Genomic DNA, 25,259 nt, shown 5'->3' with positions numbered 1-25,259 from the left:
CCTGCAAGAACGGCATAAAGATAAGTATATGTCTCGGTGAGGAGGGCAACGTTTTGCATTTTATATTTGTTTTTTCGAATATGAAGATGGTATCTTCACGAGCGATTTGTGGAGAAGATAAAGGTTAACGGGAGTGCGACATGACGTCATTGACGCCGCTGAAGCTGTTTAAAAACCTGTCTGACGAGACGCGTCTGACGCTGGTGCTGTTGCTGCGCCACGCCGGCGAGCTGTGCGTTTGCGAGTTGTCGGGCGCACTGGCGCTGCCGCAACCCAAAATCTCAAGGCATCTGGCGATGCTGCGCGAAAGCGGGCTGTTGCTCGATCGGCGCGATGGTAAATGGATACATTATCGCCTGTCGCCACATATGCCGGCTTGGGCCGCGGCGATTATTGAGCAGGCTTATCAGTGTCGGCCAGAACAGATGACGAAGTTAGCGCAACGTGTGGCGAAAGGTTGTCCGTAACAGTAAAAAAATTTACGTAAATACATATGAAAAATCGAATATGTAAACTTAAAAGGGCGAAAGAGCAGCGATGATAGTGGCAGGGGCGATCTTTATTCTGACGTTGATCTTGGTCATCTGGCAACCGAAAGGGCTGGGCATCGGTTGGAGTGCGTCGTTCGGGGCGGGATTGGCATTATTGAGCGGCGTGGTGCACGTCGGCGATATTCCCGTGGTGTGGCAGATAGTCTGGAATGCGACCGCGACCTTTATCGCCGTCATCATCATTAGCCTGTTGCTGGATGAAAGCGGCTTCTTCACCTGGACCGCCTTGCATGTCGCACGTTGGGGCAACGGCAAAGGTCGATGGCTGTTTACCTATATGCTTCTACTGGGGGCCGTAGTGGCGGCGCTGTTCGCGAACGATGGCGCCGCGTTGATTCTGACGCCGATCGTGATCGCCATGCTGTCGGCGCTCGGTTTTCGTCCTGCTGCCGTGCTGGCTTTCGTCATGGCGGCGGGCTTTATCGCCGATACTGCCAGCCTGCCGCTGGTGGTGTCCAACCTGGTAAATATCGTTTCCGCGGATTTCTTCCGGCTGGGCTTTACGGAGTATGCGGCGGTGATGGTGCCGGTCAACCTTGCCGCCGTCGCGGCGACGCTGGTGATGTTGCATCTGTTCTTCCGCAAGGATATTCCGCAGCGCTACGCATTGACGCGTTTACCGGTGCCACGGGAAGCGATTCGCGATCGTGCGACTTTCCGAACCGGCTGGGCGGTATTGGCACTGTTGCTGATTGGCTTCTTCGCCCTGGAACCGCTCGGTGTGCCGGTAAGTTTGGTCGCTGCCTGCGGCGCGCTGGTTCTGTTGGCGGTGGCGAAACGCGGGCTAGCGATCGATACCGGTAAGGTGTTGCGCGGAGCGCCCTGGCAGATCGTCATTTTCTCACTGGGCATGTATCTGGTGATCTACGGGCTACGCAACGCAGGCTTGACCGATTGGCTTTCCGGTGTGCTGGACGCATTGGCGCGGCAGGGGCTGTGGGCAGCGACGTTTGGCACCGGCTTCCTGAGCGCATTTCTCTCTTCCATCATGAATAACATGCCAACGGTATTGGTGGGGGCGTTGTCTATCGACGGCAGCAGTGCGGAAGGCGTCATCAAACAGGCGATGATTTACGCTAACGTTATCGGTAGCGATCTCGGCCCCAAAATTACCCCGATTGGCAGCCTGGCGACGTTACTGTGGCTGCATGTGTTGGCAAAAAAGAACATCGTCATTACCTGGGGCTATTATTTCCGCGTGGGACTGGTGATGACGCTGCCGATCCTGTTCGTCACCCTGGCCGCGCTGGCGCTGCGGCTGTCCGTTTTGTCCTAACCGGAGAAACCGTCATGAGCAGTATCAAGATTTACCATAACCCGGCCTGCGGCACGTCGCGCAACACGTTGGCGCTGATCCGCAACAGCGGCGCTGAGCCTGAGGTGATTTTGTATCTGGAAACGCCGCCCAGCCGCGAACGGTTGATTGCGTTGCTGGCCGAGATGGGCATGACGCCGCGCGCGTTGCTGCGTAAAAACGTCGCGCCTTACGCCGAGTTGAAACTGGACGAGACTCGTTGGAACGATGATCAACTGATCGACTTCATGCTGCAACAGCCGATCCTGATCAATCGCCCCATTGTGGTGACTCCGCTTGGTACGCGTTTGTGCCGTCCGTCGGAGGCGGTGTTGGAGATTCTGCCGGATCCGCAGCGTGGCGCTTTCAGCAAAGAGGACGGAGAGCCGGTGATTGATGCGCAGGGCCACAGGATAACCAATGGCTAATCGCTGTGGCCCCGCATTTCATTCAATCAGTGCAGTTCGGCGCCGCTGCGGTCGGCCAGCGCTTCCAGCAGCGGGGCAGAAGGCACGAAGAACAGGGTGCCGGTCACCGCGTGGCTGAAATCGAGCAGCCGATCGTAGTTGCCGGCCGGGCGGCCGATGAACATGTTTTCCAGCATCTGCTCGATCGGCTGCGGGGAGCGTGCATAGCCGATAAAGTAGGTGCCGAATTCGCGCAGGCCGGGGCGGCCGAACGGCATGTTGTCACGCAGAATTTTCACCTCGTTGCCTTGCTCGTCGGTGATGGTGGTCAGCGAACTGTGCGACGACGACGGTTTGACCGCTTCATCCAGCTCGATGTTGGACTGCTTATGGCGGCCGATGATCTTCTCCTGCGTTTCCACGCTGAGCGAGTTCCAGCCCTGCATGTCGTGCAGGTATTTTTGCACCAGCACATAGCTGCCGCCGCTGAACGCCGCGTCTTCGTCGCCGATCACCGTGTAGTCGAAGGCTTCGTGCCCCTCCGGGTTCTCCGTGCCGTCGACGAAGCCGATCATGGCGCGCTGATCGAAATAACGGAAGCCGTGCACCTCTTCTATCACCGTCACGGCGTCGCCGAGCTTGGCGGTCAACTGAGAGGCCAGTTCAAAACACAGATCCATTTCATCGGCGCGGATGTGCAGCAGGATGTCGCCGGGCGTGGCGACGGCGACGCGCTCCCCGCTGCCGATCGGGCTGAACGGATGCAGCTGGCGAGGGCGCGGTGCGCCGAACAGCGTATCCCAGGCTTCGGAGCCGAAGCCGCAGACGCAGGTGAGATTGCCTGCCGGCGCGCGTTTGCCGACCGAACGCACCACGGCGGCAATGTCGCCGCACCAGGCGCGCACCGCCGCTAGATGGGCGGGAACGGGCGACAGGGTAGCGACGATGAAGATGGCATGGCGCGTCACCGGTGTGAATACGGCTTGCGGCAGAGGGTTATTTGCATTCATTGCATTCGGCTCCAGTGTGTTCGGGTGAAATCGGTCAGATCAAATTAAAGTGCTCGTCGGGTTTCATCGGCGGTGGCAGCGGGCTTTGGTCGTTCATTTCCAGCAGGTTGCGCTCGATGGTGTTGCAGATGGCGTTTAACGGCAGATGGTTAGCCGACACGCCAAACGGATCCTCCAGCTCTTCGGCCAGTGAGTCCCAGGATAAGAAGGTATAGGAAATGAACACTGAAACAAACGGTGTCATGTAATGCAGATCGGTCACCAGGGCAAAAGGCAACAGGCTGCAGAACAGGTAAACGGTGCGCTGCAGGATCAGGGTATAGGCGAACGGCACCGGCGTGCTGGCGAGCCGTTCGCAGCCGCCGAGGGCGTGGGACAGTTCGCTCAGCTTGTTGTCGAGCAGCTCGAAAGTGATGTCGCTCAGCAGCCCCTGTCGGCGCAGCTTGCCGATCTCCTGGCCCAGCATCAGCAGGATGCGGTTGGTCGGCATCGGGCTGGCGATCACCTCGGCCAGCTCTTGGCTGCTGAGATTGTGGTACAGATCGGCGGTCGGGTCGGTGCCGCGCAGCTGATGCTTCAGGCTCCAGCTGAAGGCGATCAGCAGCTTGGCAACCTTTTGCTGCACCGCCGATTCGTCCGGCAGCAGGCTTTTGATCTGGCGCAGCAGGGAGCGCTCGGTAATCAGCAGCGAGCCCCACAGGTTGCGCGCTTCGACAAAGCGGCTGTAGCCGGCGTTATTGCGAAAGCCGAGAAAAATGGCGATGGCGATGCCCAGCAGGCTGAACGGTGCGATGGTTAAATGCACGCCGAGCTGTTCGTACCATTGGTAGCTGATCACCGCCACTATCGACATCAGCACGTTCAGCGACAGGCGAAAGGTGATCTTTGATAGCACGGAACCGTGCCAGGCGAACAGGCGAAAAAACCAGTTCTGATTCGGGCGAATTATCATGACGTGGGTGCTTCCTGGTGTCCTGCTATTGAGAATAGTCGATTCTTATCCGGCGGCGTTAGGCCGCCGTTGTCGATTGCCAGAGCCGCTGCGGATGCGTATAAACGGTGGCGCGCCCCGGTTTGCTGAAGCCCACCAGCGTCAGGTTGCTGCGTTCGGCCACTTCCACCGCCAGGCGGGTGGCGGCGGAAACGGCGAACAGGATCTCGACGCCGCACATGGCGGATTTTTGCACCATTTCATAGCTGGCGCGGCTCGACACCAGCGCCGCACCCTGCAGCCACGCCTGTTGGCTGCGGTAGCCCAGCAGCTTGTCGAGCGCCACGTGGCGGCCGACGTCTTCACATCCGCCGCTGAGCGCGCCGTCCGGCTGGATCCAGGCCGCCGCATGGGTGCAGCCGGTCAGTTTTCCTACCGTTTGCACCTCCTGCAGCTGCGCTAACGCCCGGTCGAGCAGCGCCAAATCGAAACGTTGCGTGAAAGGCAGTGGTGCGATGGGCTGAGCAACCTCCTGCAGTTGTTCCACCCCGCAGACGCCGCAGCCGGTGCGGCCGGCCAGGCTGCGGCGCTTCTCTTTCAGCTGCATAAAGCGGCGGCTCGAGAGTTCCACATGCACTTCAATGCCGTTGCAGGCCGGTTGCTGGCGGATGTCGTAGATGTCGTCGGGGGAGGCGATAATGCCTTCGGACAGCGAAAAACCGATGGCGAAGGCCGCCAGATCTTTCGGCGTCGCCATCATCACCACGTGGGAAATGCCGTTGTACACCAGGGCGACCGGTACTTCTTCCGCCAGCCAATCCTGTTGCGCCTGAGCCAGATCGTTGCGCTGCCAGACCGCGTGGCGCGACAGGCATTCCTGTTTGATATCGTCGGTTTCTGCGAGGAGTAGGTGCTTGTTCATAACGTTCTCGTGACTGTCGGTGACGAGGCGCCGACGGGGATGAATTCTTATTAGCAGGTGTGGGGATTATACAGGATTCTGATCCCGCTCGCGTAGGGAATCACGCCCTGCAGGTTATCCACAGTTTTGGTGGATAACGTGTGTGCAAGGCAGAGTGAAACCGTTAGCAGGCGTAAAAAAATCGCTAAGAAAATTATTATATTACGTAGAGGACTGCAGCGTATGGCGACTTTTGGCGATGGATGCCGCTTTGCGCCACGAACACAATGACGGTATTAAAATACAGTGCTTTAGAAAGTCAGGGGGCATGGAGAAGAGGCGCATTTTTTAATCAGCAGGTTTATCCTGTCGTCGTTTGCTCTGGCAATGAGCCTTACGTGATTAAGCGCCGGTGCAAAAATGTCAAAATTGGTACTCGACGATGCGGCATTGCGGCGAGTCTGCGCTTGAACAGCCGCGGCACTTTTTCTTCTGACAAGCCACCAGAGTGAACATAACCCTATCGATATAGTCACCGTGATTTCAAATGAGCCGCTGACTTATCAAATTGAAACGTTGTCGGCATTTTATGTGGGTTTTTACGTCATGGCATTTTTTGGCGTTATTAATAATGACTTGTGACTTGTGACTTGTGACTTGTGACTTGTGACTTGTTATTGGTGTAAGTGATTTTTTTATTATCGCTGAGGTCAGCCTCTGTTTGATTGCTGCTTCTGTCTTTTTCTCATTGCCCCCTATTGTTGTTTAGTGAAACAATACGTTTATATTTTTGCTATTTATCGCAAACAATATCCTTACTAGTATCCATCTCAGCTAAGCAATACAGCGCATCTGCGAACTATTGATTAACTAATATGCACTTTAACCAATATATTATAAATGGAGCACAATATCATGACACAGACAACGTCTACGCCAAGCCGTGAAGAAGCCGATGCCATCGTTGAAAGCATGGTTGCTATTTTCAGTAAACCTATCCGTTCTCCGGTCATCGGCAAACCCACTGACTTCGGCTTGCAGTATGAAGACGTCTTTTTCCCAGCGTTGGACGGCGTGCCGCTGGAAGCGTGGTTCATCCCTTGCGTAGGTTCCGACAAGGTCATCATCTGTAACCACCCTGTGTGGTGCAGCCGGACTGGCCTGCCTGCCGACCGCGAGCCGTGGCGTTCCATCGGCGCTGCAGGCGGTAACGATTTTGCTTTCAGCTTCCTGCCGGACTATAAAATTCTGCACGATGCAGGCTACAACGTACTGGCTTACGACCTGCGCAATCTGGGTCTGAGCGGCGAAGCTAACGGTGGTATCGGCAGCATCGGCGTGCTGGAAGCGCGCGACGTCGTGGGGTCATTGAACTATGTCCGCAGCCGTCCTGACCTGAAAGGAAAGAAAATCGGTTTGTTCAGTCGCTGCATGGGCGGTAACGCGACGTTCTTTGCGATGGCGAAATATCCGGAGCAGTTCAATGATGTCCGTTGTGTGGTTATGCCACAGCCGATTTCCATGCGTGCCGCCGTCGGCGTCGCGACGGAATTGGCCGGTATCCCGGACCGTCTTGATGAAATTGACGAACGTCTGGCGATGGTCACCAGTTTCCATCTGGATGACATGGATCCTTCCGTGCCTGCGCGGACCAACACCAGCGTTCCCACCTTCATCTATCAGGTACATGACGACGTGATGACCCGGCCATCCGATGTGCAGAACATTTTCGACAGCATGCCGGTTAAAGAGAAACAGCTGCACTGGATCCGTAATACCACCCACCGCTGGGATGGTTATCTGTACTTCCAACGCGAGCCAAAGCTGATGTTGGACTGGTTCAATAATTACATGAACTGAGGGTGAATGGATCTTTTAAGCAGTATTTATTTTTAATGTGATGAATAAGTGAGTGTGTCCACATGGAGTTATAAAAACTGCATTTCGCCATCACCTTTTTATTTCACGGAATTCTCCTAGGGCATCGCTCGTTTTGGCGGTGCTTTTCTTTCTTTTTTTTGTTATTCAATTAATATATTTATTTCTGGTTGTGACGGAATAGTCGTTCTGGATAATATTTTGCGGTGGCATAACGTCTAGACCTCCCCATGAATATGCAAAACGTTAGGAGATATCGCATGAATACCCTGGAAAATCTGAGGATTTTTTTGCGTGTGGCCCAGACCTGCAGCTTCACAAAAACGGCAGACGATCTGGGGGTGAATAAGAGTCGAATTTCCATTGTTATCCGCCAGCTGGAAGACGTGCTTGGCGTACGCCTGTTACATCGAACCACCAGGGCAGTGCATCTGACGGAAGACGGCTTGGCGTTTTACGAACGCGCAGTAGAAATACTCTCTTCGGTAGATGACCTGCAGACGATGTTTGTCGAAAGGACGGAACTGAAAGGCAAGCTGAGGGTGGATATGCCTACGGATATAGCCAACAGCATTATTATCCCTAAACTCCCCGATTTTTTTTCCCGCTATCCCGGCATTACGCTGGAATTATCTTGCACCGACCGGCGGGTGGATCTGGTACAGGAAGGCTTCGACTGCGTTGTCCGGGCGGGTGCCGTTTACGATAAGAACCTGGTGGCGAAACTGATTGGAGAAATGCCCGTATTCAACCTCGCCAGCCCGGATTATCTGGCGAGAAAAGGCACGCCATACAGTATCGATGACCTTCTCAAGTATCAGCATGTGGCCGTGCACTATACGCCGAATATTGGTAGTAAGCCGATGGGCTGGGACTACCTGAAAAACGGTAAATATGAATATTTAAATCTGCCAGGATCGCTGAAGCTGAACAATGCGCAGTCGTTTATTGCTGCTGGGTTGGCGGGGATTGGCTTAATCCAGTCACCGATGCTTGGCGTGCATAACCACGTCGAGCGTGGCGAGCTGCTGCAGATTCTGCCTGATTGTGAGCCTGAGCCGATGAAGTTCTGGTTCGTCGTCGCGCATCGTCATAATTTGTCCCGTAAAGTTAACGTATTCATGGATTGGATAACCGAGCAGCTCGCACCGTGGCTTACGAAGAAGGGCGCGGTACGGGATAACACGCCGATTAATCGCTGAATATCACGGTCTTCGGCACCGTTCGCCATGACAGTGCATGACTCACCATGGCTATCGATATGCCGTGGGGGCGAGTGCCAGGTTATCCACAGTTTTGGTGGATAACGTGTGTGCAAGGGGCAGTAAAACACTTAGCAGGCGTAAAAAAAAATCGCTCAGAAAATTATTATATTACGCGGCAAAGTGCGATCCGCAGGGGGATAGGGGGTTGCACGCGTTCGCGTTTTGTTTATGCCTTGCTGTATAAATATACAGCCTGGTTGTGATTATGCTGAGTACTTTAAGGTTGTATGCTTTTTCACCAGGTGAGCCCCTGACGTTACCGCTGTTTGCCGATCGCGTGGCCTGCGGTTTTCCTTCCCCGGCGCAGGACTATGTCGAGAGCCGGCTGGACATCGGCAAGCTGCTGGTGCGGCACCCCAACGCCATCTATTTCGTGCGCGCCAGCGGTGAGATGGAGCGAGCAGGATGGATCAGGCACTGAATTTTTCACTCAGCTATGCGCAGCTGACCCGGGAAGCAGAAGATGCGATTAAAAAATGCAATCTGAACCAGGGCGGGATGGGTTACACCCTAGAGTTGGGTAAGGCTTCTGTCATTCTGAGTTTCTGGTACGGTCTGGCGCTGCAGGGCTATCCGGGCACAATAATGGATGAACGTGTTGATGCCGACCGGCTGCGCCTGCATGTCCTCATCTATAAGAGAGAGGAGTGACATCGTGGCAACGGTTAACGTTCGCCGGCCGTCGCCGCTGCAGCGACGGATGCTGATTGTGCTGGCCGCCCCCAAACGGTAACTGATATTTTGCTGGTTGAGCAGATAGACCGCCTGACCCGTCTCAGCAACAGTGACTGGATGACGTTGAAAAAGCAGATTGAGCAGCATGAGTTACGGATTGTCAGCCTGGATGTCCCTACCTCATGGCAGGCGCTGTCAGAGAAAGATCCTTCACAGGCGGGCCCGATCACCCGTGCAGTAATAACCGCCATCAATAACATGCTAATCGACCTGATGGCCGCGATGTCACATAAGGACTGGTTGAGTCGCCGCTAACGGCAAAAGCAGGGAATTGAACGGGCGCATACGTTGGGTAGATACCGGGGAAAACAGGCAGATCAGGAACGACATCAGAAAGTCCTGTACTACCGACAGATTAAGAAACTGAGCATCCGAGAAACAGCAGACGCGACAGGCTACAGTACTTCCCAAGTTTGTCGTATTCAGGCCTTCTATAAAGAAGTTGAGACTGATTAAAAAGCAGCCTTAATGTACAATAATTTTCGATATCCCAACTGACCCCATGAACAATCAATGAGTTAGAGGTGAAAGATGATTTCATACAAAAAAATCATACCTGCTCTTGTCATATTCGCTTTATCTAATGCTGTGGCATATGCGAATGATTTCGACAAATCAAATGAAGCGATGGCAATTTCAGCAATAGGTTTTTCTGGCTCAAATGCTCGTGTTGCACATGATGTTTGTGGGGCAACCAATGAGAAAATTGATAAATATAAAAAACAAATAAAAGACTCATTAACTAGAACATTAAAGTATGAACAGTCAGGATTCGATACGCATTGGGATAATGGTTGGAAAAATGCTGATTTTTTGGTTAAGTCATTAAGTAATGATGAAGCCTATAAAAAAGAATATTGCCGAGAGGTTTTAGATGGAATTAATAATCCTGAAATGAATTAAGGATTATTCCTTATTCGGGGTTCTACGCCGGAACCCCAGATTTTTCCGTCCGCTAAAATTATCCCCGGTTGAGCAGCTTTATACCGTCAGCTCGCAGTGGATTATCAGGGGAAATGTGGCGGTACAGCGTTTGTCGGGTTATCCCAAGCTCCTGGCATAACGTACTGACTTTCGTCTCTGGCCGTCCCATTGATGCCATTGCCAGTCGCAATTTTATTGGCGTCATTTTGTAAGGCCGTCCGCCGTTCCTCCCGTGGGCTCTTGCTGAGGCAAGGCCTGCCGCTGTTCTTTGCGGCGCTGTACGCAGCAGAGACCGACGGCCGCGCGCGACTGGCTCGACACCCGCTTAGTCCCGCCCTCTGGTCAAATGCAGGCTGACGTGTGCAGCCTGCAGGCAGAGGATTTCGTCTGGCAACCGGTATCGCCCGCCGTCGGCGCCGTTCGCAATGACAACCCCTCACTCATCCTGCCCATCGATACGCCAACGGTCTGAGTGCCGCATTATCCACAGTTTTGGTGGATAACGTGTGTGCAAGGGGCAGTAAAACACTTAGCAGGCGTAAAAAAAAATCGCTCAGAAAATTATTATATTACGCGGCAAAGCGCGATCCGCAGGGGGATAGGGGGTTGCACGCGTTCGCGTTTTGTTTATGCTTTACTGTATAAATATACAGTTTGGTTGTGATTATGCTGAGTAATTCAAGGTTGTATGCTTTTTCACCAGGTGAACCCCTAACGTTACCGCTGTTTGCCGATCGCGTGGCCTGCGGTTTTCCTTCCCCGGCGCAAGACTATGTCGAAGGTCGGCTGGACATCGGCAAGCTGCTGGTGCGGCACCCCAACGCCACCTATTTCGTGCGCGCCAGCGGCGAATCGATGATCGACGGCAATATCCGGGATGGCGATCTGCTGATTGTCGACAGCGCCCTGACGCCGGAGCACGGCAATATCGTGATCGCCGCGGTGGACGGCGAATTCACCGTCAAAAAACTGCAGCGTCACCCCGATGTGCGGCTGTTGCCGATGAACCCCGCCTACGCGCCGATCGTGTTCGACGACGAAGCGCAACTGGAGATCTTCGGCGTGGTGACCTTTATCGTCTACGCGGCCCGGTGACTTCGGCCCTTTTTTTCATTTTTTTTCTGCCCGATCTTTTCGTTGGCGTGACCTCTCTACTGAGTTTCCAGTTCATTACACTCAGGGGAATCCTTCATGGCCATAAAAAACAAGAACGGCGCAGGGCGTACGTTCACATCAGCCAAACGTACCGCCGGGAAGCGGGTCGCTATCGGGGTAGGGTGCGCATTATCGGGCATGCTCACCTCCGCGATGGCGGCGCCCGGTGCGTCGGTGCCACCGGCGGCGGTCGAGCAGTCCGCTATCCTGCCTTTCGCCATTCCCGCCGGTGACCTGGCGCCCGCCTTGCAGACGGCGGCCGCTAAGGCCGGCGTGATAGTGATTTTCACGCCCGAACAGACGCGTGGAAAAAACACCGCGGGCCTGCAGGGGCATTATCGCCTCACCGACGCGTTCGATACGCTGTTGGCGGGCAGCGGATTGCGCGCTCAGCAAACCGCACAGGGATATCGGTTGGTCGACGCCGGGCCGGTTCAGCCGTTGACGATACCGGAACTGTCGGTGGTCGGCGGTTTGTCCGACAGCGTCGCCGCCGGCCGTTCGGTGTTGGATAAAGAAGACATCGAACGCGTGCAGGCTGACAATATCGCCAGTTTGCTTGATCGCTTGCCTGGCGTAGGGATGGCGGGCTCGCCGCGCCCGGGCGGCCAAAGCCTGAATATCTGGGGCATGGGGGACATGGAAGATGTGAAGGTCGTGCTGGACGGGGCGCCGAAGGGATTTGAGAAATATCGGCAGGGCTCGGTATTCATCGAACCCGAACTGCTGAAAAAGGTTGAGGTCGATAAGGGGCCGCACAATCTGTTGAACGGCAATGGCGGCTTTGGCGGGACCATTACGCTGGAGACCAAAGATGCTGGGGACATGCTGCTGCCGGGCGAAGATTTTGGCGGCTTGCTGAAGTACAGCTACCACACCAACGATCGTCAGGGCATTTACAGCGGTGCCTTGTACGGTCGTACGCCGGAAGGATCCGCCGACGGTTTGCTCTACATGAGCAAGCGTGACGGCGGCAACCTGAAGCGGCCGGACGGCACGCGTTTTGCCTATTCTGCCAACGATCAGGCTTCCTACCTGTTAAAAACCAATATTTATCTGAGCGAGGCGCAAACGCTGACGCTGTCGGCGATGCGATCCGATTCCGATGGCTGGCAGCCTTTTGCCGCCAAGCGGGACGATATCGCCGCGCCCAGCCAGGCGGATATCGATAAATATGGCCGGGAAGAAGCGTGGCGCCGCATTCTGGTGTATCGCGACCAGACAGACACCAATTACTCGGTGAAATGGAATCTGGCGCCGGAAGCGCAGCCGTTGCTGAATCTGACGCTGTCTTACGCCTATTCGAAGACCGAGCAGCATGACAAGCGGCCGGATTCCGCTTCAAAGTTCAGCTATCTCGGTACGCTGGGCAATGAAAGTTGGGTGAACTATACCGATCGGCAGTTTGACGTCAGCAATGAAAGCCGTTTCGCCAGCGGTCCGCTGGAGCACAAGCTGTTGCTCGGTGCGCGTTGGCATAAACATCAGCGCGATACCCTGATGTATTACCCTTCGCAGGTGAAAAACGCCAGTTACAACTACGGCTATTTCCAGCCGTACTACATGCCGGCGGGCGAACAGGAAACCCGCAGCGTTTATCTGCAGGATGCGGTCAGCTTCGGCAGCCTGACCGTGACGCCGGGCGTGCGTTACGATCATGTGACCAATACCGGGCAACCGAACCGGGCGCCGCGCTATAACGACAGCGATCCGCTCGTGGGCCATGATTACAGCAGCGTGACCTATACCGGCTGGTCGCCGCATTTGGGCGTGATGTGGAAAGCGACGTCGAATCTGTCCCTGTTTGCCGACGTTAGCCGCACCTGGCGCGCCCCGGTGATCGACGAACAGTACGAAGTGCAATACGCCGCTTCCAGCGTGCCCGGTACCAGCCGCGGCCTGCAGGTGGAACGCATGACGGGCGTTCGTCTCGGCGCGGTGCTGGACTTCAACGATGTGTTGATGGCGCGGGACAGCCTGCAGATCCGCACTACGCTGTTCCGCAATCGCGGCAAGGACGAGATTTTCTATCGTCGCGGCGTAGTGTGTGACGCCGCACGGCACGGGGGCCAATGTGGGCAACCGTTGTCGAACTATCGCAACTTGCCGGGCTATACCATTGAGGGCGTGGAGCTCGAATCGTTTTATGACAGCGAAAGCCTGTTCGGCAGCCTGTCGTTCTCCTCGATCCGCGGCAAACGCGACGCTTCACCGCGCGATCCGTGGGGCAACGAAACCTGGATTGCCGAAATTCCACCCGTTACGGCACACGCGATGCTGGGCATGAAAGTGCCGCAGTGGGACATGGCCTTCGGCTGGACCGGCGATTTCGTACGTAAACAGGATCGTTCACCGGCCGACGGCGATCCGATGGCCGTTGTCTGGGCCCTGCCGAAAACCTCGGGTTATGCATTGCACGGCCTGTTCGCCTCGTGGCAGCCCAGCGGTTTGCACGGCTTCGAAGCCCGCGTGGCGGTGGACAACCTGTTCAACCGCGATTATTACCCTTACCTGGGCGAATCGGTGTCTGGCGTAGGGCGCAACATCAAGTTCAGCGTCAGTCAGCGTTTTTGACGATCCTGTCTGCAGGGGGCCATTTAGGCCCCTTTTCACGTTTCCTCCCCCGTATTTCCCTACTTTTTCGCCGTTTATAAATCATCAGCAATCGCTTGACACAGAAGTTACAATTTTAAAATAATAATAATTATCATTTTCAATCTCATTATCAATTGGTGTCACCGAATGGCAAGGAAAGAGGCCGCGGCAGCCAACGGGTTTGCTCAACAGCTTTACCTTGAGCATCACAGTTGGCTATGCCATTGGCTGCGACAGAAGGTTGGGTGTGCGCATCACGCCGAAGACCTGGCGCAGGATACTTTCATCAGTATTTTACTGAGCCCGCAGTTGCTCGCCATTCGGCAACCACGCCCCTTCCTGGCGACCGTAGCGCGCCGGCTGGTGGCGAATTATTACCGGCGTAAAACAATCGAAGAGAGCTATCTGCAGGCCTTGAGCGAGTTGCCTGCGATCGAGGCGCCCTCGCCGGAAGTTCGTCAACAAACCCTCGAAATGCTCGAACAGTTGGATCAGGCGTTGGACGGATTGCCGGCGCACGTCCGCGAGGCTTTCCTGTTGGCGCACCTGCAGGGCATGCGTTATTGCGACATCGCTGAACGTTTACGGGTGTCGACCAGCTCGGTGAAACAATATCTGCAGCGCGCTAATTTGCACTGTTTCTTTGCATTGGCGGCGTAACGGCAGGTGCGGAACCCATGATGGAATCGGATATCGATCGGCAGAGCGCGCGAGAGGCCGCCGCGTGGTTAACGCAGCTGATGTCGGAAGAGGCAAGCGACGCGGATAGGGAAAACTGGCGACGTTGGTATCAGGCGAAACCGGAAAATGAACGCGCCTGGCGGCATATCGCCGCGTTTTCATCCCGTTTTTCTCTGCTTAACGGGGCGGCGGCGCAGCGTAGTCTGTCGCAGTTGCCGAACCCGCAACGTCGCCGGTTATTGAGAAGCCTGGCGGCCATCGGCGTGGTGGGGACGGTTGGTGTCGGTTCGGGCGCGCTGCCATGGCGCCCCTGGCTGGCGGATTACCGTACGGCGGTGGGGGAGCAGCAAACCGTCGCGTTGGCGGATGGCGCGCAGTTGATGCTGAACACGCAAACGGCGGTCAACGTCAGCCGTCAGCAGGCCACATTGCTGGAAGGCGAAATGATGGTGAATCTGCCGCCGGAAAGCGGTGCGTTGACGGTGAGATTGCCGCAGGGCGAGATCATGGTGCAGGCTGCTCGCTTCAGCATTCGCCTGTGGGAAACTTACAGTGATATCGCCGTTTATCTTGGTCGGGTCACGATCCTTTCACCGGCGCATCGGAACGCGGTGCTCAACGCCGGTCAGGGCGGCAGATTAAGCCGGCAAGGCATTGGCGAACCGTATCGCGTGACGCAAGAGCCCGGTTGGCGGCAAGGCATGCTGCTGGCCGACAACATGCGGCTGGACGACTTCCTGATGGAACTGGGGCGTTATCGTCAGGGCGTTATTCGCTGCCGGCCGGAGGTCGCCGGCCTGAGGCTCTCCGGTGCGTTCCCGCTGGCTGACCCCGAGCGCGTCATCGCGGCGCTGCCCGGCGCGTTGCCGGTTAGGGTAAATATGCTGTCAAAATACTTCATCACCGTATCCTAAAGTTTTTTACTCTGCCATTAGGGTATTTCCTTTTCTATTGACCTGTTCTTTCTCGTTACCTGCCCGGTGCCGCGTGCCTAAACGACCTTTCTGACATACCCCGACTGCCGTTGACCGCTGCGTACGTTGGTCTGTTTTGCGCTTAACCTGAGTACCGTTTTCTATGTTCAATCACAACGTATTATCTGGCGATTTCTCTTTACCCCCTACAGGCGGGCGATGGCGCTGGGCTACCGCCAATGTGTTGGCGTTGGGTCTGCATGGTGCGTTGTGGTTTGGGCTCGGTTATCACCTTATGCCACCGTTGCTGCCTGCGGCACAACCGATGGTGTTGATGATGGTTGCCGAGCAGGCTGAATCGACACCCAATACGGAGCCGATGCCAACCGGCGTGCGCCAGGTGCAGGCGGTGGCGCAACGGCAGGCCAATCGGGAACCGGAGGCGGCGATGCCTCCGCTGATTCATGCACCGCGTGCAACGGAGCGGCAGAGCAAGGCCAAAGGGCAACGGAACGACCCCATCAAACCGAAGACGGAACCGCCGCGCCCAAGGCAAGAAGAACAGGAAAAAATGGCGTCTGCAAACTCAAGAGCATCAAGCACCAGCGCGCCGCCGTCTATGGACGGAAAGCGTGTTGCCGCGCCGCAAACCAGCGTGGCGTCGCAGCCGAGTCAGGATGCCTCGGTCTGGAGCGGCCTGCTGTTGGCGCATTTGAGCCGTTTCAAACGCTATCCCGCCCTGGCGGTACGCCAGCAGCGCCAGGGTATTGTTCAGGTTGCCGTGACGTTGGATCGACAGGGAAACGTGCTGGGCGTGAAGCTATTGCGATCGAGCGGCGTTGCTTCGCTCGATCGGGAGGCGCTTCAGTTACCGCAGCGCGCTTCTCCACTGCCCGCACCCGGCAACGAGATCGCAGCGGGGCAGGCGGAATTCAGCGTGACCATTCCGATTCGTTTCGATCTGCGTGAAGTTCGCCGTTAATGAAAAACTCGGCTCCAGGTAAACGGAGGGCTGAGTTAAAAGCCAAAGTGCATCAAACGGATAGCAGCGATGAGATGGTTTCTACTTGATCGTCGCCAGAAAAATACAAATACTGTATGCATGAACAGTAACCTGGTGCCGTTATGAATAACAACCCACTGACGATAACGCCAGTCTGGCCTCTGGCGATGAAGGGGCAGTAGCCATGTTCGCCCTGGTAGACGTCAACAGTTTCTATGCTTCCTGCGAGACCATCTTTCGGCCCGATCTGCGGGGGCGGCCGGTGATTGTACTGTCCAACAACGATGGCTGCGTGATCGCCCGTAGCGCCGAGGCGAAGGCATTGGGCGTGCCGATGGGGGCGCCTTATTTCAAAATCAAAGAGGAGATGCGCCGCCGCAACGTTGCGGTGTTCTCCTCCAACTACGCGCTGTACGCCGACATGTCCCGCCGGGTGATGGACACGCTGGAAGAGATGGCGCCGGCGGTGGAGATTTATTCGCTGGACGAAGCCTTTCTGCGGCTGGACGGCGTGGCGCACTGCGAGGCGCTGGAGCCATTCGGCCAGCGGGTGCGCGATCGCATCCGGCGCGAGCTGCATTTGACGGTCGGGGTCGGCATTGCGCCGAGCAAAACGCTGGCCAAGCTGGCCAACTTCGCTGCCAAGAAATGGCGCGGCACCGGCGGCGTGGTGGATTTATCCGATCCGGCGCGCCAGCGCAAACTGCTGGCGTTGCTCCCGGTGGAAGAGGTGTGGGGCGTGGGGCGCCGCCTGACTCGCCAGTTGCAGGCGATGGGTATTCACACCGCGCTGCAGCTGGCGGACTGCGATACCCGGCTGGCGCGTAAAACCTTCAGCGTGGTGCTGGAGCGCACGATACGCGAGCTGCGCGGCGAATCGTGCCTGCAGTGGGAAGATGAGGCGGCCGCCAAAGAGCAGATCATCTGTTCCCGCTCGTTCGGCCAGCGGCTGACGCACTACCCACACATGCGCGAGGCGATCTGCAGCTACGCCGAACGCGCCGCCGAAAAGCTGCGGCAGGAAAAGCGCTATTGCCGCAACGTGTCGGTATTTATCAAAACCAGCCCGCATTCGGCGGGCGAAGGGTATTACAGCAATATGGGCACCGCCCGGCTGCAAACCCCGAGCAATGACAGCCGCGACATCATCGCCATGGCGGTACGTGCGCTGGAAAGCATCTGGCAGGAGGGGCGACGTTACCTGAAGGGCGGCGTGGTGCTGGGAGATTTCAGCGCCGCCGCCATGGCACAGATCGATCTGTTCGACGACTGCCCGCCGCGCCGCAACAGCGAGCGGCTGATGGCGACCCTCGATCGCCTGAATCAGGAAGGGCGCGGGCGCGTGTGGTTCGCCGGGCAGGGGATCGTCAAGCCGTGGCAAATGAAGCGCGACATGCTGTCGCCGGCCTACACCACCCGGCTGGCGGACATTCCGGTGGTGCGGCTGGGGGAGCGGGCGCCGTGCTCCGCCGAATCGAAGGAAGAAAAACGCCGCGGGTGACAACCGGCGGCGTGGGTAGGCTGAGTGTTACTTCACCGCCGCCGGATCCGGCTTATCGGGGGCGATGCCATACAGCGCCATGGCGCGGTTGACCTCGCTGCGGGCGATACGGCCTTCGTCAGCCAGCAGTTTCAACGCGGCGAGCGCGATGAAATGGCGGTTGACCTCGAAGAACTCACGCAGCGCCTCGCGGGTGTCCGAGCGACCAAAGCCGTCGGTGCCCAAGGCGATAAAGGTGCGGTCGGGCAAGAACGGTTTGATCTGATCGCCGACGATCTTCATATAGTCCGTCACCACCACCACCGGGCCGGGATGCGCCGCCAGCAGGCTCTGAATATAAGGAACTTTCGGCGGATCTTCCGGATGCAGCAGGTTCCAGCGTTCGGCCGCCATGCCGTTGCGGCGCAGCTCGCTCAGGCTGGTGGCGCACCAGATATCGCTGGCGACGCCAAAGTCCGCCGCCAACAGCTCCGCCGCCGCCAGCGCCTCGCGCATGATGGCACCGCTGGCGACCAGCTGAGCGCGCGGGCTCTCTTGGTTTGTCGTTTCGCTCTGTTTGAGCAAATAGGCGCCCTGGATAATCCCGTCCTCCACGCCCGCCGGCATCGGCGGCTGCGGGTAGCCCTCGTTGAGCAAGGTGATGTAGTAGTAAATATCCTCTTGTTCAACGAACATCCTGCGCATGCCGCTCTGGACGATCACCGCGAGTTCATAGGCATAGGTCGGATCGTAGGAGACGCAGCTGGGGATCACCGAAGACAGCACGTGGCTGTGGCCGTCGTCATGCTGCAAGCCTTCGCCCATCAGGGTGGTTCTGCCGGAGGTGGCGCCGAGCAGGAAACCCTTGGTGCGTGCGTCGGCCGCCGCCCAGGCGAGATCGCCCACCCGTTGCAGCCCGAACATGGAGTAGAAGATATAGAACGGGATCGTCGCGACATCGTGGTTGCTGTAGGCGGTGCCGGCGGCGATCCAGGTCGATATCGCACCGGATTCGTTGATGCCTTCCTGCAAAATCTGGCCGTCTTTGGCCTCTTTATAGTAGCTGAGCTGCCCGGCGTCTTGCGGGGTATACAGCTGGCCGAGCCAGGAATGGATGCCAATCTGGCGGAACAGGCCTTCCATGCCGAACGTGCGCGACTCGTCCGGCACGATGGGCACGATCAGTTTGCCGATGTTGACGTCTTTGAGCAGCGTGCCGAGGATATTAACGAAAGCCATGGTGGTCGACATGTTGCGTTCGCCGCTGCCCTTCAGGAGGCCGTCGAAGCGCGATAGTTCCGGTATCGCCAGCGGAGCGGATTGGCCGAAGCGGGCAGGGATGTAGCCGCCCAGCGCGGTGCGCGTCGCGGTGATGTACTTCGCCGCCGCGCTGTCGGGTTCGGGCTTCAGGTAAGGGATCTCTGCCAGTTGGGCGTCGGAGATGGTCAGCCCTAAACGGTCGCGGAAGGCTTTCACCGCATCCTGGCTCATTTTTTTCAGCTGGTGGTTGATGTTCTGCCCTTCACCGGCTTCCCCCATGCCAAACCCTTTGACGGTTTTGGCCAGCACCACCGTCGGCCTGCCCGGGGTATGCACCGCCTGATGGTAGGCGGCGTACACCTTTTGCGGATCGTGGCCGCCGCGGTGCAGCGCCCAGATCTCATCGTCGCTCAGGTCGGCGACCAGCTCGAGCAATTCCGGATACTTGCCGAAGAAGTGCTCCCGCACATAGGCGCCGCTTTGCGACTTGAAGGTTTGGTAATCGCCGTCGACGCACTCCATCATGCGCTGCATCAGCAGCCCGGAGCGGTCTTTTTGCAGCAGTTTGTCCCAGCCGCTGCCCCAGATCACCTTGATCACCTGCCAGCCGGCGGCTTTGAAGGTGCCTTCCAGCTCCTGAATAATCTTGCCGTTGCCGCGCACGGGGCCATCCAGCCGTTGCAGGTTGCAGTTCACGACGAAGATCAGGTTATCGAGTTTTTCTCGCCCGCCCAGCGCAATCGCCGCCAGCGATTCCGGCTGATCCATCTCGCCGTCGCCGAGAAACGCCCACACCTTTCTCCCCTGGTGCGGTTTCAACTCGCGGTATTCCAGATAGCGCATGTAGCGCGCCTGGTAGGCGGCGGTCAGCGGCCCCAGCCCCATCGAAACGGTGGGATATTGCCAGAAATCCGGCATCAGCCGCGGGTGCGGGTAGGAGGAGAGGCCGCGGCGCGCGGATTCGCGGCGAAAGTTGTCGAGCAGCTCCTCGTCGATGCGGCCTTCGAGATAGGCGCGGCCATAAATGCCGGGGGCGGAATGGCCCTGGATATACACCATGTCGCCGGCGAAATCATCGGTGCGCCCACGGAAGAAGTGCGTGAACCCCACATCGTAAAGCACCGCGGCCGATTGGTAGGTGGCGATATGCCCGCCGACGTTGGAATGTTTGCCGGCACGCAGCACCATCGCCATGGCGTTCCAGCGAATAAACGCATTGATGCGCGCTTCAGCGGCCAGATCGCCGGGATACGTCGGTTGCTTATAGGCCGGGATCGTATTCACGTAGGGCGTGGTGACCATGCTGAAGAAATCACCGTGTTTTCGCTGATCGGCTTCGGCCATTCTTTCCAACAAAAAATGCGCGCGTTCACGGCCGTCGATGTCAGTGACACCTTCAAATGCCTCAAGCCATTCAGCCGTCTCTTGTGGGTCGAGATCTGCTTTTACCGCAGGTTGGTTCATAAAAGCTCCAAATGTACTTACCTGATAAGGCGCTGAGCGATACAGGGATTCAGTGAATTGCAAGTGCAAGAGTTGCAAATGCAACAATGGCGAAAGCCACTCTATCCCTTTACAATTGCAATTGCAACTCACCGGTTTTGACGAGAAAAATGACATGACAGATAAACAACCCGACCTGTGGTTCTCCTTTGTGCGCGCGCATCGGGCGATGATCAGAAAGATAGAGGCGAAGTTGTCGGAAGCGGGGCTGCCGGTTTACGCCTGGTATGACGTGTTATGGGGATTGGAAAGCGGGGAAAACGGCACACGCCGCATGCATGAGCTGGCGGACGTGTTGGTGATTGAGCGTTACAACCTGACCCGCCTGATGGATCGCCTGGAAAAAGAGCGGCTGGTCACGCGTTTTCGATCGGATGACGATCGCCGGGCCTCCTTCGCGACTATCACCGAGGAAGGCAAGGCCCTGCGGAAAAAGATGTGGGAGATCTACCGTTCGGTGGTCAACACCCACTTTCTCAACCAGTTCAGCGAAGAAGAGGTCGCACGCTTCTCCGACGCGTTGAACAATGCGATGCAGCTGGCCAGAGAGTGATCAGGCATCGGGCGTGATGTGCAGAACGCGCAGCGCATCGGCGATCAGCGCCGAAGGGATTTTCTGCTCGTCGGCCAGCAGTTTAAGGGCGCAGAGCGCAATCCATTCCGCCTGCGGGTAGTGGATTTCGCCGCGCACCCGTGAATCTGAGCCCACCGCGGCAAAGCGCGCGGGAATGAATCGCCTGAGCTGATTGGCAATCAGGTGCGAGTAGTCGGTAACGGCGACGACGGGGGCATTCCCGGTACCCAGGCACGTTTTCAGATGGCATTCGCCGCCGCTGTCCTGGCGCTGCATGTCGGCGAGTTCGGCGTCCTGCGCCAACCGTGTGTAGCTGGGGCAACTCCAGATTTCAGACACAATCCCCCAGTTTTTCAACACTTTGGCCGCCTGCTGAACGCGGGCGAGCGCTCGGCCGGCGCCGCACAGACGAACCTGCAACGGCGAGTCTGCCGCGGCGGCGACACGATACATTCCCTTGAACGCCTGTTCTGCGACAAACGGTTCCCCTGAAGAGAGGGGGCCATTGTCTGCGTTGGTCGCGAGATACACCATCTTCCTCGTTCCCTCCAGATAGAGCGCGTGGAGGGCGTGATGGAGTATCGCGCCGGTTTCTCGGGCATTGGCCGGATCGAAAGGCAACCAGCCCGGCATGGCCGTGAGCTGAAGCGGGAACCAGGCCTGAACGCCTTTGGGCAAATCGGCACTGCCAGTATCCGCATCGCTGATGAAAATCCCTTTACGATTGGTTTCCGGCTCAAGCCCGCGAAGCATGTCCACCGAGGGCGTGTTGACGAAGTAAAACAGCGGCTTCTCATAACGCTCTGATTGATGGCCAAACCAGAGCGGCCAGGCGGTGGCGTAGTGGGAACTCGGTGGCTCGGTGCGCCTTCTGCCGTCGATAAGCCAGATGTCGCCGCTGGCGTTAAGTTCGTCCAGCGTTTGCGCCGTCCAGGCGCTGGAAGAAGGGCGCGAGGCGCCGGCTTTTTGGCTGACGGAGGTCATCTTGCGGATACAGGCTTCGGCCAGGGTTTGGGTTCTGGCCGAAGCGGCGGGCAGTGTTATACGTTGAGGCGACATGCGGAGTACCCTTTTTTAGTTGCAAGTGCGATGATTGTAATTGCAATTCATGGCGTATGCCAATGACTTCTGAACAGGCCGCCGCCGTCCAGGCATGACCTGCGCCGGTATATTCAGGTTCTGCGGAAGGGAGCCTATTTGTTTCACCGACCAGACAGCCGTCATCCGTTGTCCTTATTTCTGCGGTTTTTTATAAATGGCGGGCAGCTAAAAACGGTTTGCCGATATTACTCAGGCACGCGTTAGTGAACGCTAAACGAGGATATCGGCATCTTAAAAATAAAACGAAATAAGGATGAAAGCATATGCCTGGATTTAATTATGGTGGTAAAGGGGATGGAACTAATTGGAGTTCTGAACGCGGTACGGGCCCAGAGCCGGGGGGCGGCGATAAAGGCCATTCCGGCGATCGCGGCGGCGCCGGCGTTGGCAGCAGCCCGGAACAGCAACAGATAGCGGCGATCCAAAACGATCCGGCGCTGCGCATGAAGCTGGCGGCGGTGATTAAGGCGGCGCGCAGAATTAACCCGGATGCGAAATTGCATATTGAAAGCGTCAGCCCATCCGGCACGCTGAGCCTTTCCGCCACCGGTTTGACGGCCGATCAGGCGAAGCACATTGGCCTGGGGGGACTGGTGATGGGGGTCAACGCCAAGGGGGTGACAGTGGCGATCGGGGATATCGAAACCGGCCATGCGCGCAAGCCCTCAACCCCTGGCAAAGGCGGCAACAATGGCCTGAATGCCGGGCAGATCGGCGCCTCTTCGTTAGGCAGTTTCGTGACAGACTCGCATCGCGATCGGCCCGTCAGCGGCTGGCATGGCAACGGCAAAACCGGCGAATTCTCGACGACCCGCACGACCGGGAGTTACTACGGTTTTCATCATTTGAAGGTGGAAAAGCAAGACGGAGTGGCGACCTACAGCCTCTACTATAAGGCCAATAAGAACCGGCCCGCGTTTATCGCCGTGGTGAGAGGGGATAACCTGAATGCCATGGAGGTGAAATATGCCAACGGCAAGCCGGTAAAATCGCCCGGCTCGGTAAAAACGATCGTTAAGGACTTCGTCGAATATCAAAATGCGGAATTAAAAGCCATCAAGGATGGCGTCAGCCTGGCCGCAGGTATCAATAAAGATATCGCGGAAAAGATCGGCGCGAAATACGCCAAACTCGCCAAGGATTTGGAGGCGGGAATTCAAGGAAAATATATCCGCAACGTGCAAGATGCGGAGAAAACCTACGAGCAATTGACGAAGGGCCTGAACAAAAAGCTCAAGGCGCAGGACAAAGCGGCGATTGTCGCCTGGCTGAAAATGATCGATGCGGAACAGTATGCCCGCAATGCGCGGGTATTGGGCAAGGTCTTCACCGGGGTGGACTGGGCGATCAAGGGCGCGGATCTGGTAAACGCTGTGATTGAAGGTTTCTCTACCGGCAACTGGAAAGCGTTCCGCAACCAGCTCGAAGCGCTCGGGTTGTCGATCGGCGCAGGGTATACGCTCTCCGTTATCGCCGCGTTTTTCGCGCCGACGCTGGTGTCGTCGACGGTGGGCATTTTCGCCTTCGCTTACCTGTTTGGCTGGGCCACCAGCTATATCGATGCGGCCCTTGCAGGAGAACTGGAAAAATTCATCCTCGAGATGTAACAAGCTCATGATAGAAGAGGGGGCATGCCCCCTCTTTTATGGGGTATGAACGCGCCCTGAACAATGCATTAGCATGTCTCATGTAGTTCTTAAGTTGATGATTTTTATCTGTGTAGTTCGTCTTATGTAGCCATCTCCCCGTCATCGGATAATTTCATTATTTTTCTTCCTGTTATGTGATTTTCTTCACGTAAAACACTATTTATCATCCTTTATTCATTAGTGATATTTACATATAACAATTGTTCTCCTAGTTTGTTCATGGTTATTAACATTCGGATTAATGTTCTGTTGGAGTATGGATATGTTGACAGGAAAGTGGGTGCCTCTGCCCTTTATCCTTGTGGTTTCCTTATTGGCTGGGTGTATTGAAGTGGATATGTCCGTTCCCAGCTTTCCGGATATGGCTGCCAGTTTCGGTGTTTCTGAAGGGCATATTCAGCGTACGATCACCTATAACTTCTTGGGATTTGTGTTTGGCGCGTTGATTTATGGCCCACTGTCAGAGTCGATTGGTCGACGTAAAACCATGTTGATCGGTGGGGCTATCATGCTGTTAGGTGCTCTGGGATGTACCTACGCCACTTCAATCGATCTTTTGATGTTGTCCCGCTTTATTCAGGGGTTGGGGGCTTGCACGCCGGTGGTAGTGGCTTACGCGATCATCGCAGACCGTTATCAAGGGGCGGCCATGTACAGCATGATCGGTCTGGTTAATGCCTGTATCTCGATTTTCATGTCGCTAGCGCCGATCGCCGGTGGTTGGATTAATGAGCATTGGGGGTGGAGAGGAAACTATGCGGTTGTCGCGGTGATCACCGCAGCGGCGGTACTGCTGGAATTGTTGTTCCTGCCGGAAACGAAGAAAGAAAAAACGCCATTCGATCTCAAAGCCATTGTGGGAAGCTATGCCCGGCTGACGGCGAGTTTCCAATTCATGCGATTATCGTTGATTCCTTCACTTTTCTTTGCTGCTTATATGGTATTCATCGCCTCCAGCGCTTTTCTTTACCGTGAAACCTTTGCGTTCTCGCTGTCGGCATTTGTCGTTCACTTTTTTATTATCGTGGCGTCATTTTCAATCCCTAGCCTCTTTTCCGCCCGTATTATCGCCGCGTTTGGTGGCGATCGGCGCGCTGAGAAAATCGGTATGGCGTTAGCCATCGTCAGCATTCTCGCTCTACTGACGGCGACAACACCTTGGGCTATTACCCTGCTGATGAGCCTGTTCTGCTTCGGTTTTTCTATCTGCTATCCGACGCTGTTCGCACGTTCCATGAGTGTCTACCCGGAAATTTATGGTGTGGCGGCCTCCTATATCATGAGCATGCGCTCGCTGCTGGTTGTGGCTATCACGGGGATGGCCAGCTACGTCTTTATCGGGCGGCCGGAGGAAATGAGCTATGTGATGGCGAGTGTGATAGGCGTTGTCGTGTTGTTGTCTATGTTGAGTATCGTGGCATCCCCAAGCAAAGTTGAAGAATAAATAA

The 25,259-nt window shown here is 56.5% G+C and carries 21 protein-coding genes and 3 pseudogenes; 18 read left to right on the top strand and 6 right to left on the bottom strand.

Annotated elements, in window-relative coordinates:
• The first annotated feature begins 140 nt into the window (after nt 1-140).
• From GUC32_RS15135 to arsC, 3 genes are all read left to right on the top strand, one after another.
• Entirely contained in the window at nt 141-467 is a 327-nt protein-coding gene (locus tag GUC32_RS15135) for a metalloregulator ArsR/SmtB family transcription factor (protein WP_025303341.1), read from the top strand.
• 70 nt (nt 468-537) lie between these two features.
• Nucleotides 538-1,827, top strand: coding sequence for an arsenic transporter (locus GUC32_RS15130; protein WP_025303340.1), 1,290 nt, complete (start codon nt 538-540; stop codon nt 1,825-1,827).
• 14 nt (nt 1,828-1,841) lie between these two features.
• Nucleotides 1,842-2,273 carry a glutaredoxin-dependent arsenate reductase gene (gene arsC / locus GUC32_RS15125; protein ID WP_025303339.1) on the top strand — a complete coding sequence of 144 codons (432 nt, stop codon included), beginning with the start codon at nt 1,842-1,844 and terminating at the stop codon, nt 2,271-2,273.
• Nucleotides 2,274-2,299: 26 nt separating this feature from the next.
• On the opposite strand, the gene GUC32_RS15120 is transcribed toward arsC, so the two are convergent.
• The 3 genes from GUC32_RS15120 to fdhD are packed head-to-tail and all read right to left on the bottom strand — an operon-like array spanning nt 2,300 to nt 5,115.
• Complete coding sequence (locus tag GUC32_RS15120; protein WP_025303338.1) at nt 2,300-3,262, bottom strand: Dyp-type peroxidase; 963 nt, start codon at nt 3,260-3,262, stop codon at nt 2,300-2,302.
• A 34-nt stretch (nt 3,263-3,296) separates the two neighbouring features.
• The gene (locus GUC32_RS15115) at nt 3,297-4,214 is read right to left on the bottom strand and encodes a bestrophin family protein (RefSeq protein WP_025303337.1); all 918 of its coding nucleotides are present in this window, start codon (nt 4,212-4,214) and stop codon (nt 3,297-3,299) included.
• 58 nt (nt 4,215-4,272) lie between these two features.
• On the bottom strand, nt 4,273-5,115 hold the full coding sequence (fdhD, locus tag GUC32_RS15110; RefSeq protein WP_025303336.1) for a formate dehydrogenase accessory sulfurtransferase FdhD: 843 nt from the start codon (nt 5,113-5,115) through the stop codon (nt 4,273-4,275).
• 894 nt (nt 5,116-6,009) lie between these two features.
• On the opposite strand from fdhD, the gene GUC32_RS15105 reads away from it, so the two are divergent.
• The 6 genes and pseudogenes from GUC32_RS15105 to GUC32_RS15080 all read left to right on the top strand — a co-directional run bounded on the left by GUC32_RS15105 (nt 6,010) and on the right by GUC32_RS15080 (nt 9,875).
• Nucleotides 6,010-6,954, top strand: a complete 945-nt coding sequence (locus GUC32_RS15105) for a S9 family peptidase (RefSeq protein ID WP_025303335.1) — start codon at nt 6,010-6,012, stop codon at nt 6,952-6,954.
• 278 nt (nt 6,955-7,232) lie between these two features.
• Entirely contained in the window at nt 7,233-8,174 is a 942-nt protein-coding gene (locus GUC32_RS15100) for a LysR family transcriptional regulator (protein ID WP_025303334.1), read from the top strand.
• 268 nt (nt 8,175-8,442) lie between these two features.
• Nucleotides 8,443-8,628 (top strand): annotated as a pseudogene (locus GUC32_RS15095) (DNA polymerase V); the annotation flags it as partial.
• A 14-nt stretch (nt 8,629-8,642) separates the two neighbouring features.
• Nucleotides 8,643-8,888, top strand: coding sequence for a hypothetical protein (locus tag GUC32_RS15090; RefSeq protein ID WP_049295892.1), 246 nt, complete (start codon nt 8,643-8,645; stop codon nt 8,886-8,888).
• A gap of 84 nt (nt 8,889-8,972) precedes the next feature.
• Nucleotides 8,973-9,428, top strand: a pseudogene (locus tag GUC32_RS15085) (resolvase); the annotation flags it as partial.
• Between the two features lie 75 nt (nt 9,429-9,503).
• Complete coding sequence (locus tag GUC32_RS15080; RefSeq protein ID WP_126502249.1) at nt 9,504-9,875, top strand: hypothetical protein; 372 nt, start codon at nt 9,504-9,506, stop codon at nt 9,873-9,875.
• A gap of 58 nt (nt 9,876-9,933) precedes the next feature.
• Here GUC32_RS15080 and GUC32_RS15075 read toward each other — a convergent pair.
• Nucleotides 9,934-10,167, bottom strand: a pseudogene (locus tag GUC32_RS15075) (resolvase); the annotation flags it as partial.
• A gap of 395 nt (nt 10,168-10,562) precedes the next feature.
• Between GUC32_RS15075 and umuD the strand changes: the two are divergent.
• The 6 genes from umuD to umuC all read left to right on the top strand — a co-directional run bounded on the left by umuD (nt 10,563) and on the right by umuC (nt 17,745).
• Entirely contained in the window at nt 10,563-10,991 is a 429-nt protein-coding gene (gene umuD / locus GUC32_RS15070) for a translesion error-prone DNA polymerase V autoproteolytic subunit (protein WP_049209475.1), read from the top strand.
• A gap of 213 nt (nt 10,992-11,204) precedes the next feature.
• Nucleotides 11,205-13,625: a TonB-dependent receptor gene (locus GUC32_RS15065; protein ID WP_227255664.1), complete on the top strand. Its 2,421-nt coding sequence runs from the start codon at nt 11,205-11,207 to the stop codon at nt 13,623-13,625.
• Between the two features lie 168 nt (nt 13,626-13,793).
• Entirely contained in the window at nt 13,794-14,306 is a 513-nt protein-coding gene (locus GUC32_RS15060) for a sigma-70 family RNA polymerase sigma factor (protein ID WP_025303329.1), read from the top strand.
• A 17-nt stretch (nt 14,307-14,323) separates the two neighbouring features.
• Complete coding sequence (locus tag GUC32_RS15055; RefSeq protein WP_127146030.1) at nt 14,324-15,241, top strand: FecR domain-containing protein; 918 nt, start codon at nt 14,324-14,326, stop codon at nt 15,239-15,241.
• A 295-nt stretch (nt 15,242-15,536) separates the two neighbouring features.
• Nucleotides 15,537-16,223, top strand: a complete 687-nt coding sequence (locus tag GUC32_RS15050) for an energy transducer TonB (RefSeq protein WP_164066254.1) — start codon at nt 15,537-15,539, stop codon at nt 16,221-16,223.
• Between the two features lie 205 nt (nt 16,224-16,428).
• Nucleotides 16,429-17,745, top strand: coding sequence for a translesion error-prone DNA polymerase V subunit UmuC (gene umuC / locus GUC32_RS15045; protein ID WP_049204968.1), 1,317 nt, complete (start codon nt 16,429-16,431; stop codon nt 17,743-17,745).
• 27 nt (nt 17,746-17,772) lie between these two features.
• Here umuC and aceE read toward each other — a convergent pair whose 3' ends face one another.
• Complete coding sequence (gene aceE, locus GUC32_RS15040; protein ID WP_369435308.1) at nt 17,773-20,448, bottom strand: pyruvate dehydrogenase (acetyl-transferring), homodimeric type; 2,676 nt, start codon at nt 20,446-20,448, stop codon at nt 17,773-17,775.
• A gap of 154 nt (nt 20,449-20,602) precedes the next feature.
• Between aceE and GUC32_RS15035 the strand changes: the two genes are divergently transcribed.
• Nucleotides 20,603-21,040, top strand: a complete 438-nt coding sequence (locus tag GUC32_RS15035) for a MarR family winged helix-turn-helix transcriptional regulator (RefSeq protein WP_025303324.1) — start codon at nt 20,603-20,605, stop codon at nt 21,038-21,040.
• On the opposite strand, the gene GUC32_RS15030 is transcribed toward GUC32_RS15035, so the two are convergent.
• Complete coding sequence (locus tag GUC32_RS15030; RefSeq protein ID WP_369435307.1) at nt 21,041-22,120, bottom strand: pyruvate dehydrogenase (lipoamide); 1,080 nt, start codon at nt 22,118-22,120, stop codon at nt 21,041-21,043.
• A gap of 485 nt (nt 22,121-22,605) precedes the next feature.
• On the opposite strand from GUC32_RS15030, the gene GUC32_RS15025 reads away from it, so the two are divergent.
• Together GUC32_RS15025 and GUC32_RS15020 are read left to right on the top strand one after the other, a co-directional pair.
• The gene (locus tag GUC32_RS15025) at nt 22,606-23,769 is read left to right on the top strand and encodes a colicin-like pore-forming protein (protein ID WP_369435306.1); all 1,164 of its coding nucleotides are present in this window, start codon (nt 22,606-22,608) and stop codon (nt 23,767-23,769) included.
• 304 nt (nt 23,770-24,073) lie between these two features.
• Entirely contained in the window at nt 24,074-25,255 is a 1,182-nt protein-coding gene (locus GUC32_RS15020; protein ID WP_060447851.1) for an MFS transporter, read from the top strand.
• The last annotated feature ends 4 nt before the right edge of the window (nt 25,256-25,259 follow it).

Origin of the sequence: Serratia sp. NGAS9 (assembly GCF_009905295.1) — a bacterium.
Lineage (GTDB): Bacteria > Pseudomonadota > Gammaproteobacteria > Enterobacterales > Enterobacteriaceae > Serratia > Serratia bockelmannii.
The sequence above is the reverse complement of the archived record's forward strand: the minus strand, read 5'-3'. Positions and strand labels throughout refer to the sequence as shown.

Bases quoted from the DNA above. Each gene is read 5' to 3' on its own strand.
- GUC32_RS15135 (WP_025303341.1), top strand. From the start codon at position 141: ATGACGTCATTGACGCCGCTGAAGCTGTTTAAAAACCTGTCTGACGAG.
- GUC32_RS15130 (WP_025303340.1), top strand. From the start codon at position 538: ATGATAGTGGCAGGGGCGATCTTTATTCTGACGTTGATCTTGGTCATC.
- arsC (WP_025303339.1), top strand. From the start codon at position 1,842: ATGAGCAGTATCAAGATTTACCATAACCCGGCCTGCGGCACGTCGCGC.
- GUC32_RS15120 (WP_025303338.1), bottom strand. From the start codon at position 3,262: ATGAATGCAAATAACCCTCTGCCGCAAGCCGTATTCACACCGGTGACG.
- GUC32_RS15115 (WP_025303337.1), bottom strand. From the start codon at position 4,214: ATGATAATTCGCCCGAATCAGAACTGGTTTTTTCGCCTGTTCGCCTGG.
- fdhD (WP_025303336.1), bottom strand. From the start codon at position 5,115: ATGAACAAGCACCTACTCCTCGCAGAAACCGACGATATCAAACAGGAA.
- GUC32_RS15105 (WP_025303335.1), top strand. From the start codon at position 6,010: ATGACACAGACAACGTCTACGCCAAGCCGTGAAGAAGCCGATGCCATC.
- GUC32_RS15100 (WP_025303334.1), top strand. From the start codon at position 7,233: ATGAATACCCTGGAAAATCTGAGGATTTTTTTGCGTGTGGCCCAGACC.
- GUC32_RS15090 (WP_049295892.1), top strand. From the start codon at position 8,643: ATGGATCAGGCACTGAATTTTTCACTCAGCTATGCGCAGCTGACCCGG.
- GUC32_RS15080 (WP_126502249.1), top strand. From the start codon at position 9,504: ATGATTTCATACAAAAAAATCATACCTGCTCTTGTCATATTCGCTTTA.
- umuD (WP_049209475.1), top strand. From the start codon at position 10,563: ATGCTGAGTAATTCAAGGTTGTATGCTTTTTCACCAGGTGAACCCCTA.
- GUC32_RS15065 (WP_227255664.1), top strand. From the start codon at position 11,205: ATGGCGGCGCCCGGTGCGTCGGTGCCACCGGCGGCGGTCGAGCAGTCC.
- GUC32_RS15060 (WP_025303329.1), top strand. From the start codon at position 13,794: ATGGCAAGGAAAGAGGCCGCGGCAGCCAACGGGTTTGCTCAACAGCTT.
- GUC32_RS15055 (WP_127146030.1), top strand. From the start codon at position 14,324: ATGATGGAATCGGATATCGATCGGCAGAGCGCGCGAGAGGCCGCCGCG.
- GUC32_RS15050 (WP_164066254.1), top strand. From the start codon at position 15,537: ATGCCACCGTTGCTGCCTGCGGCACAACCGATGGTGTTGATGATGGTT.
- umuC (WP_049204968.1), top strand. From the start codon at position 16,429: ATGTTCGCCCTGGTAGACGTCAACAGTTTCTATGCTTCCTGCGAGACC.
- aceE (WP_369435308.1), bottom strand. From the start codon at position 20,448: ATGAACCAACCTGCGGTAAAAGCAGATCTCGACCCACAAGAGACGGCT.
- GUC32_RS15035 (WP_025303324.1), top strand. From the start codon at position 20,603: ATGACAGATAAACAACCCGACCTGTGGTTCTCCTTTGTGCGCGCGCAT.
- GUC32_RS15030 (WP_369435307.1), bottom strand. From the start codon at position 22,120: ATGTCGCCTCAACGTATAACACTGCCCGCCGCTTCGGCCAGAACCCAA.
- GUC32_RS15025 (WP_369435306.1), top strand. From the start codon at position 22,606: ATGAAGCTGGCGGCGGTGATTAAGGCGGCGCGCAGAATTAACCCGGAT.
- GUC32_RS15020 (WP_060447851.1), top strand. From the start codon at position 24,074: ATGTTGACAGGAAAGTGGGTGCCTCTGCCCTTTATCCTTGTGGTTTCC.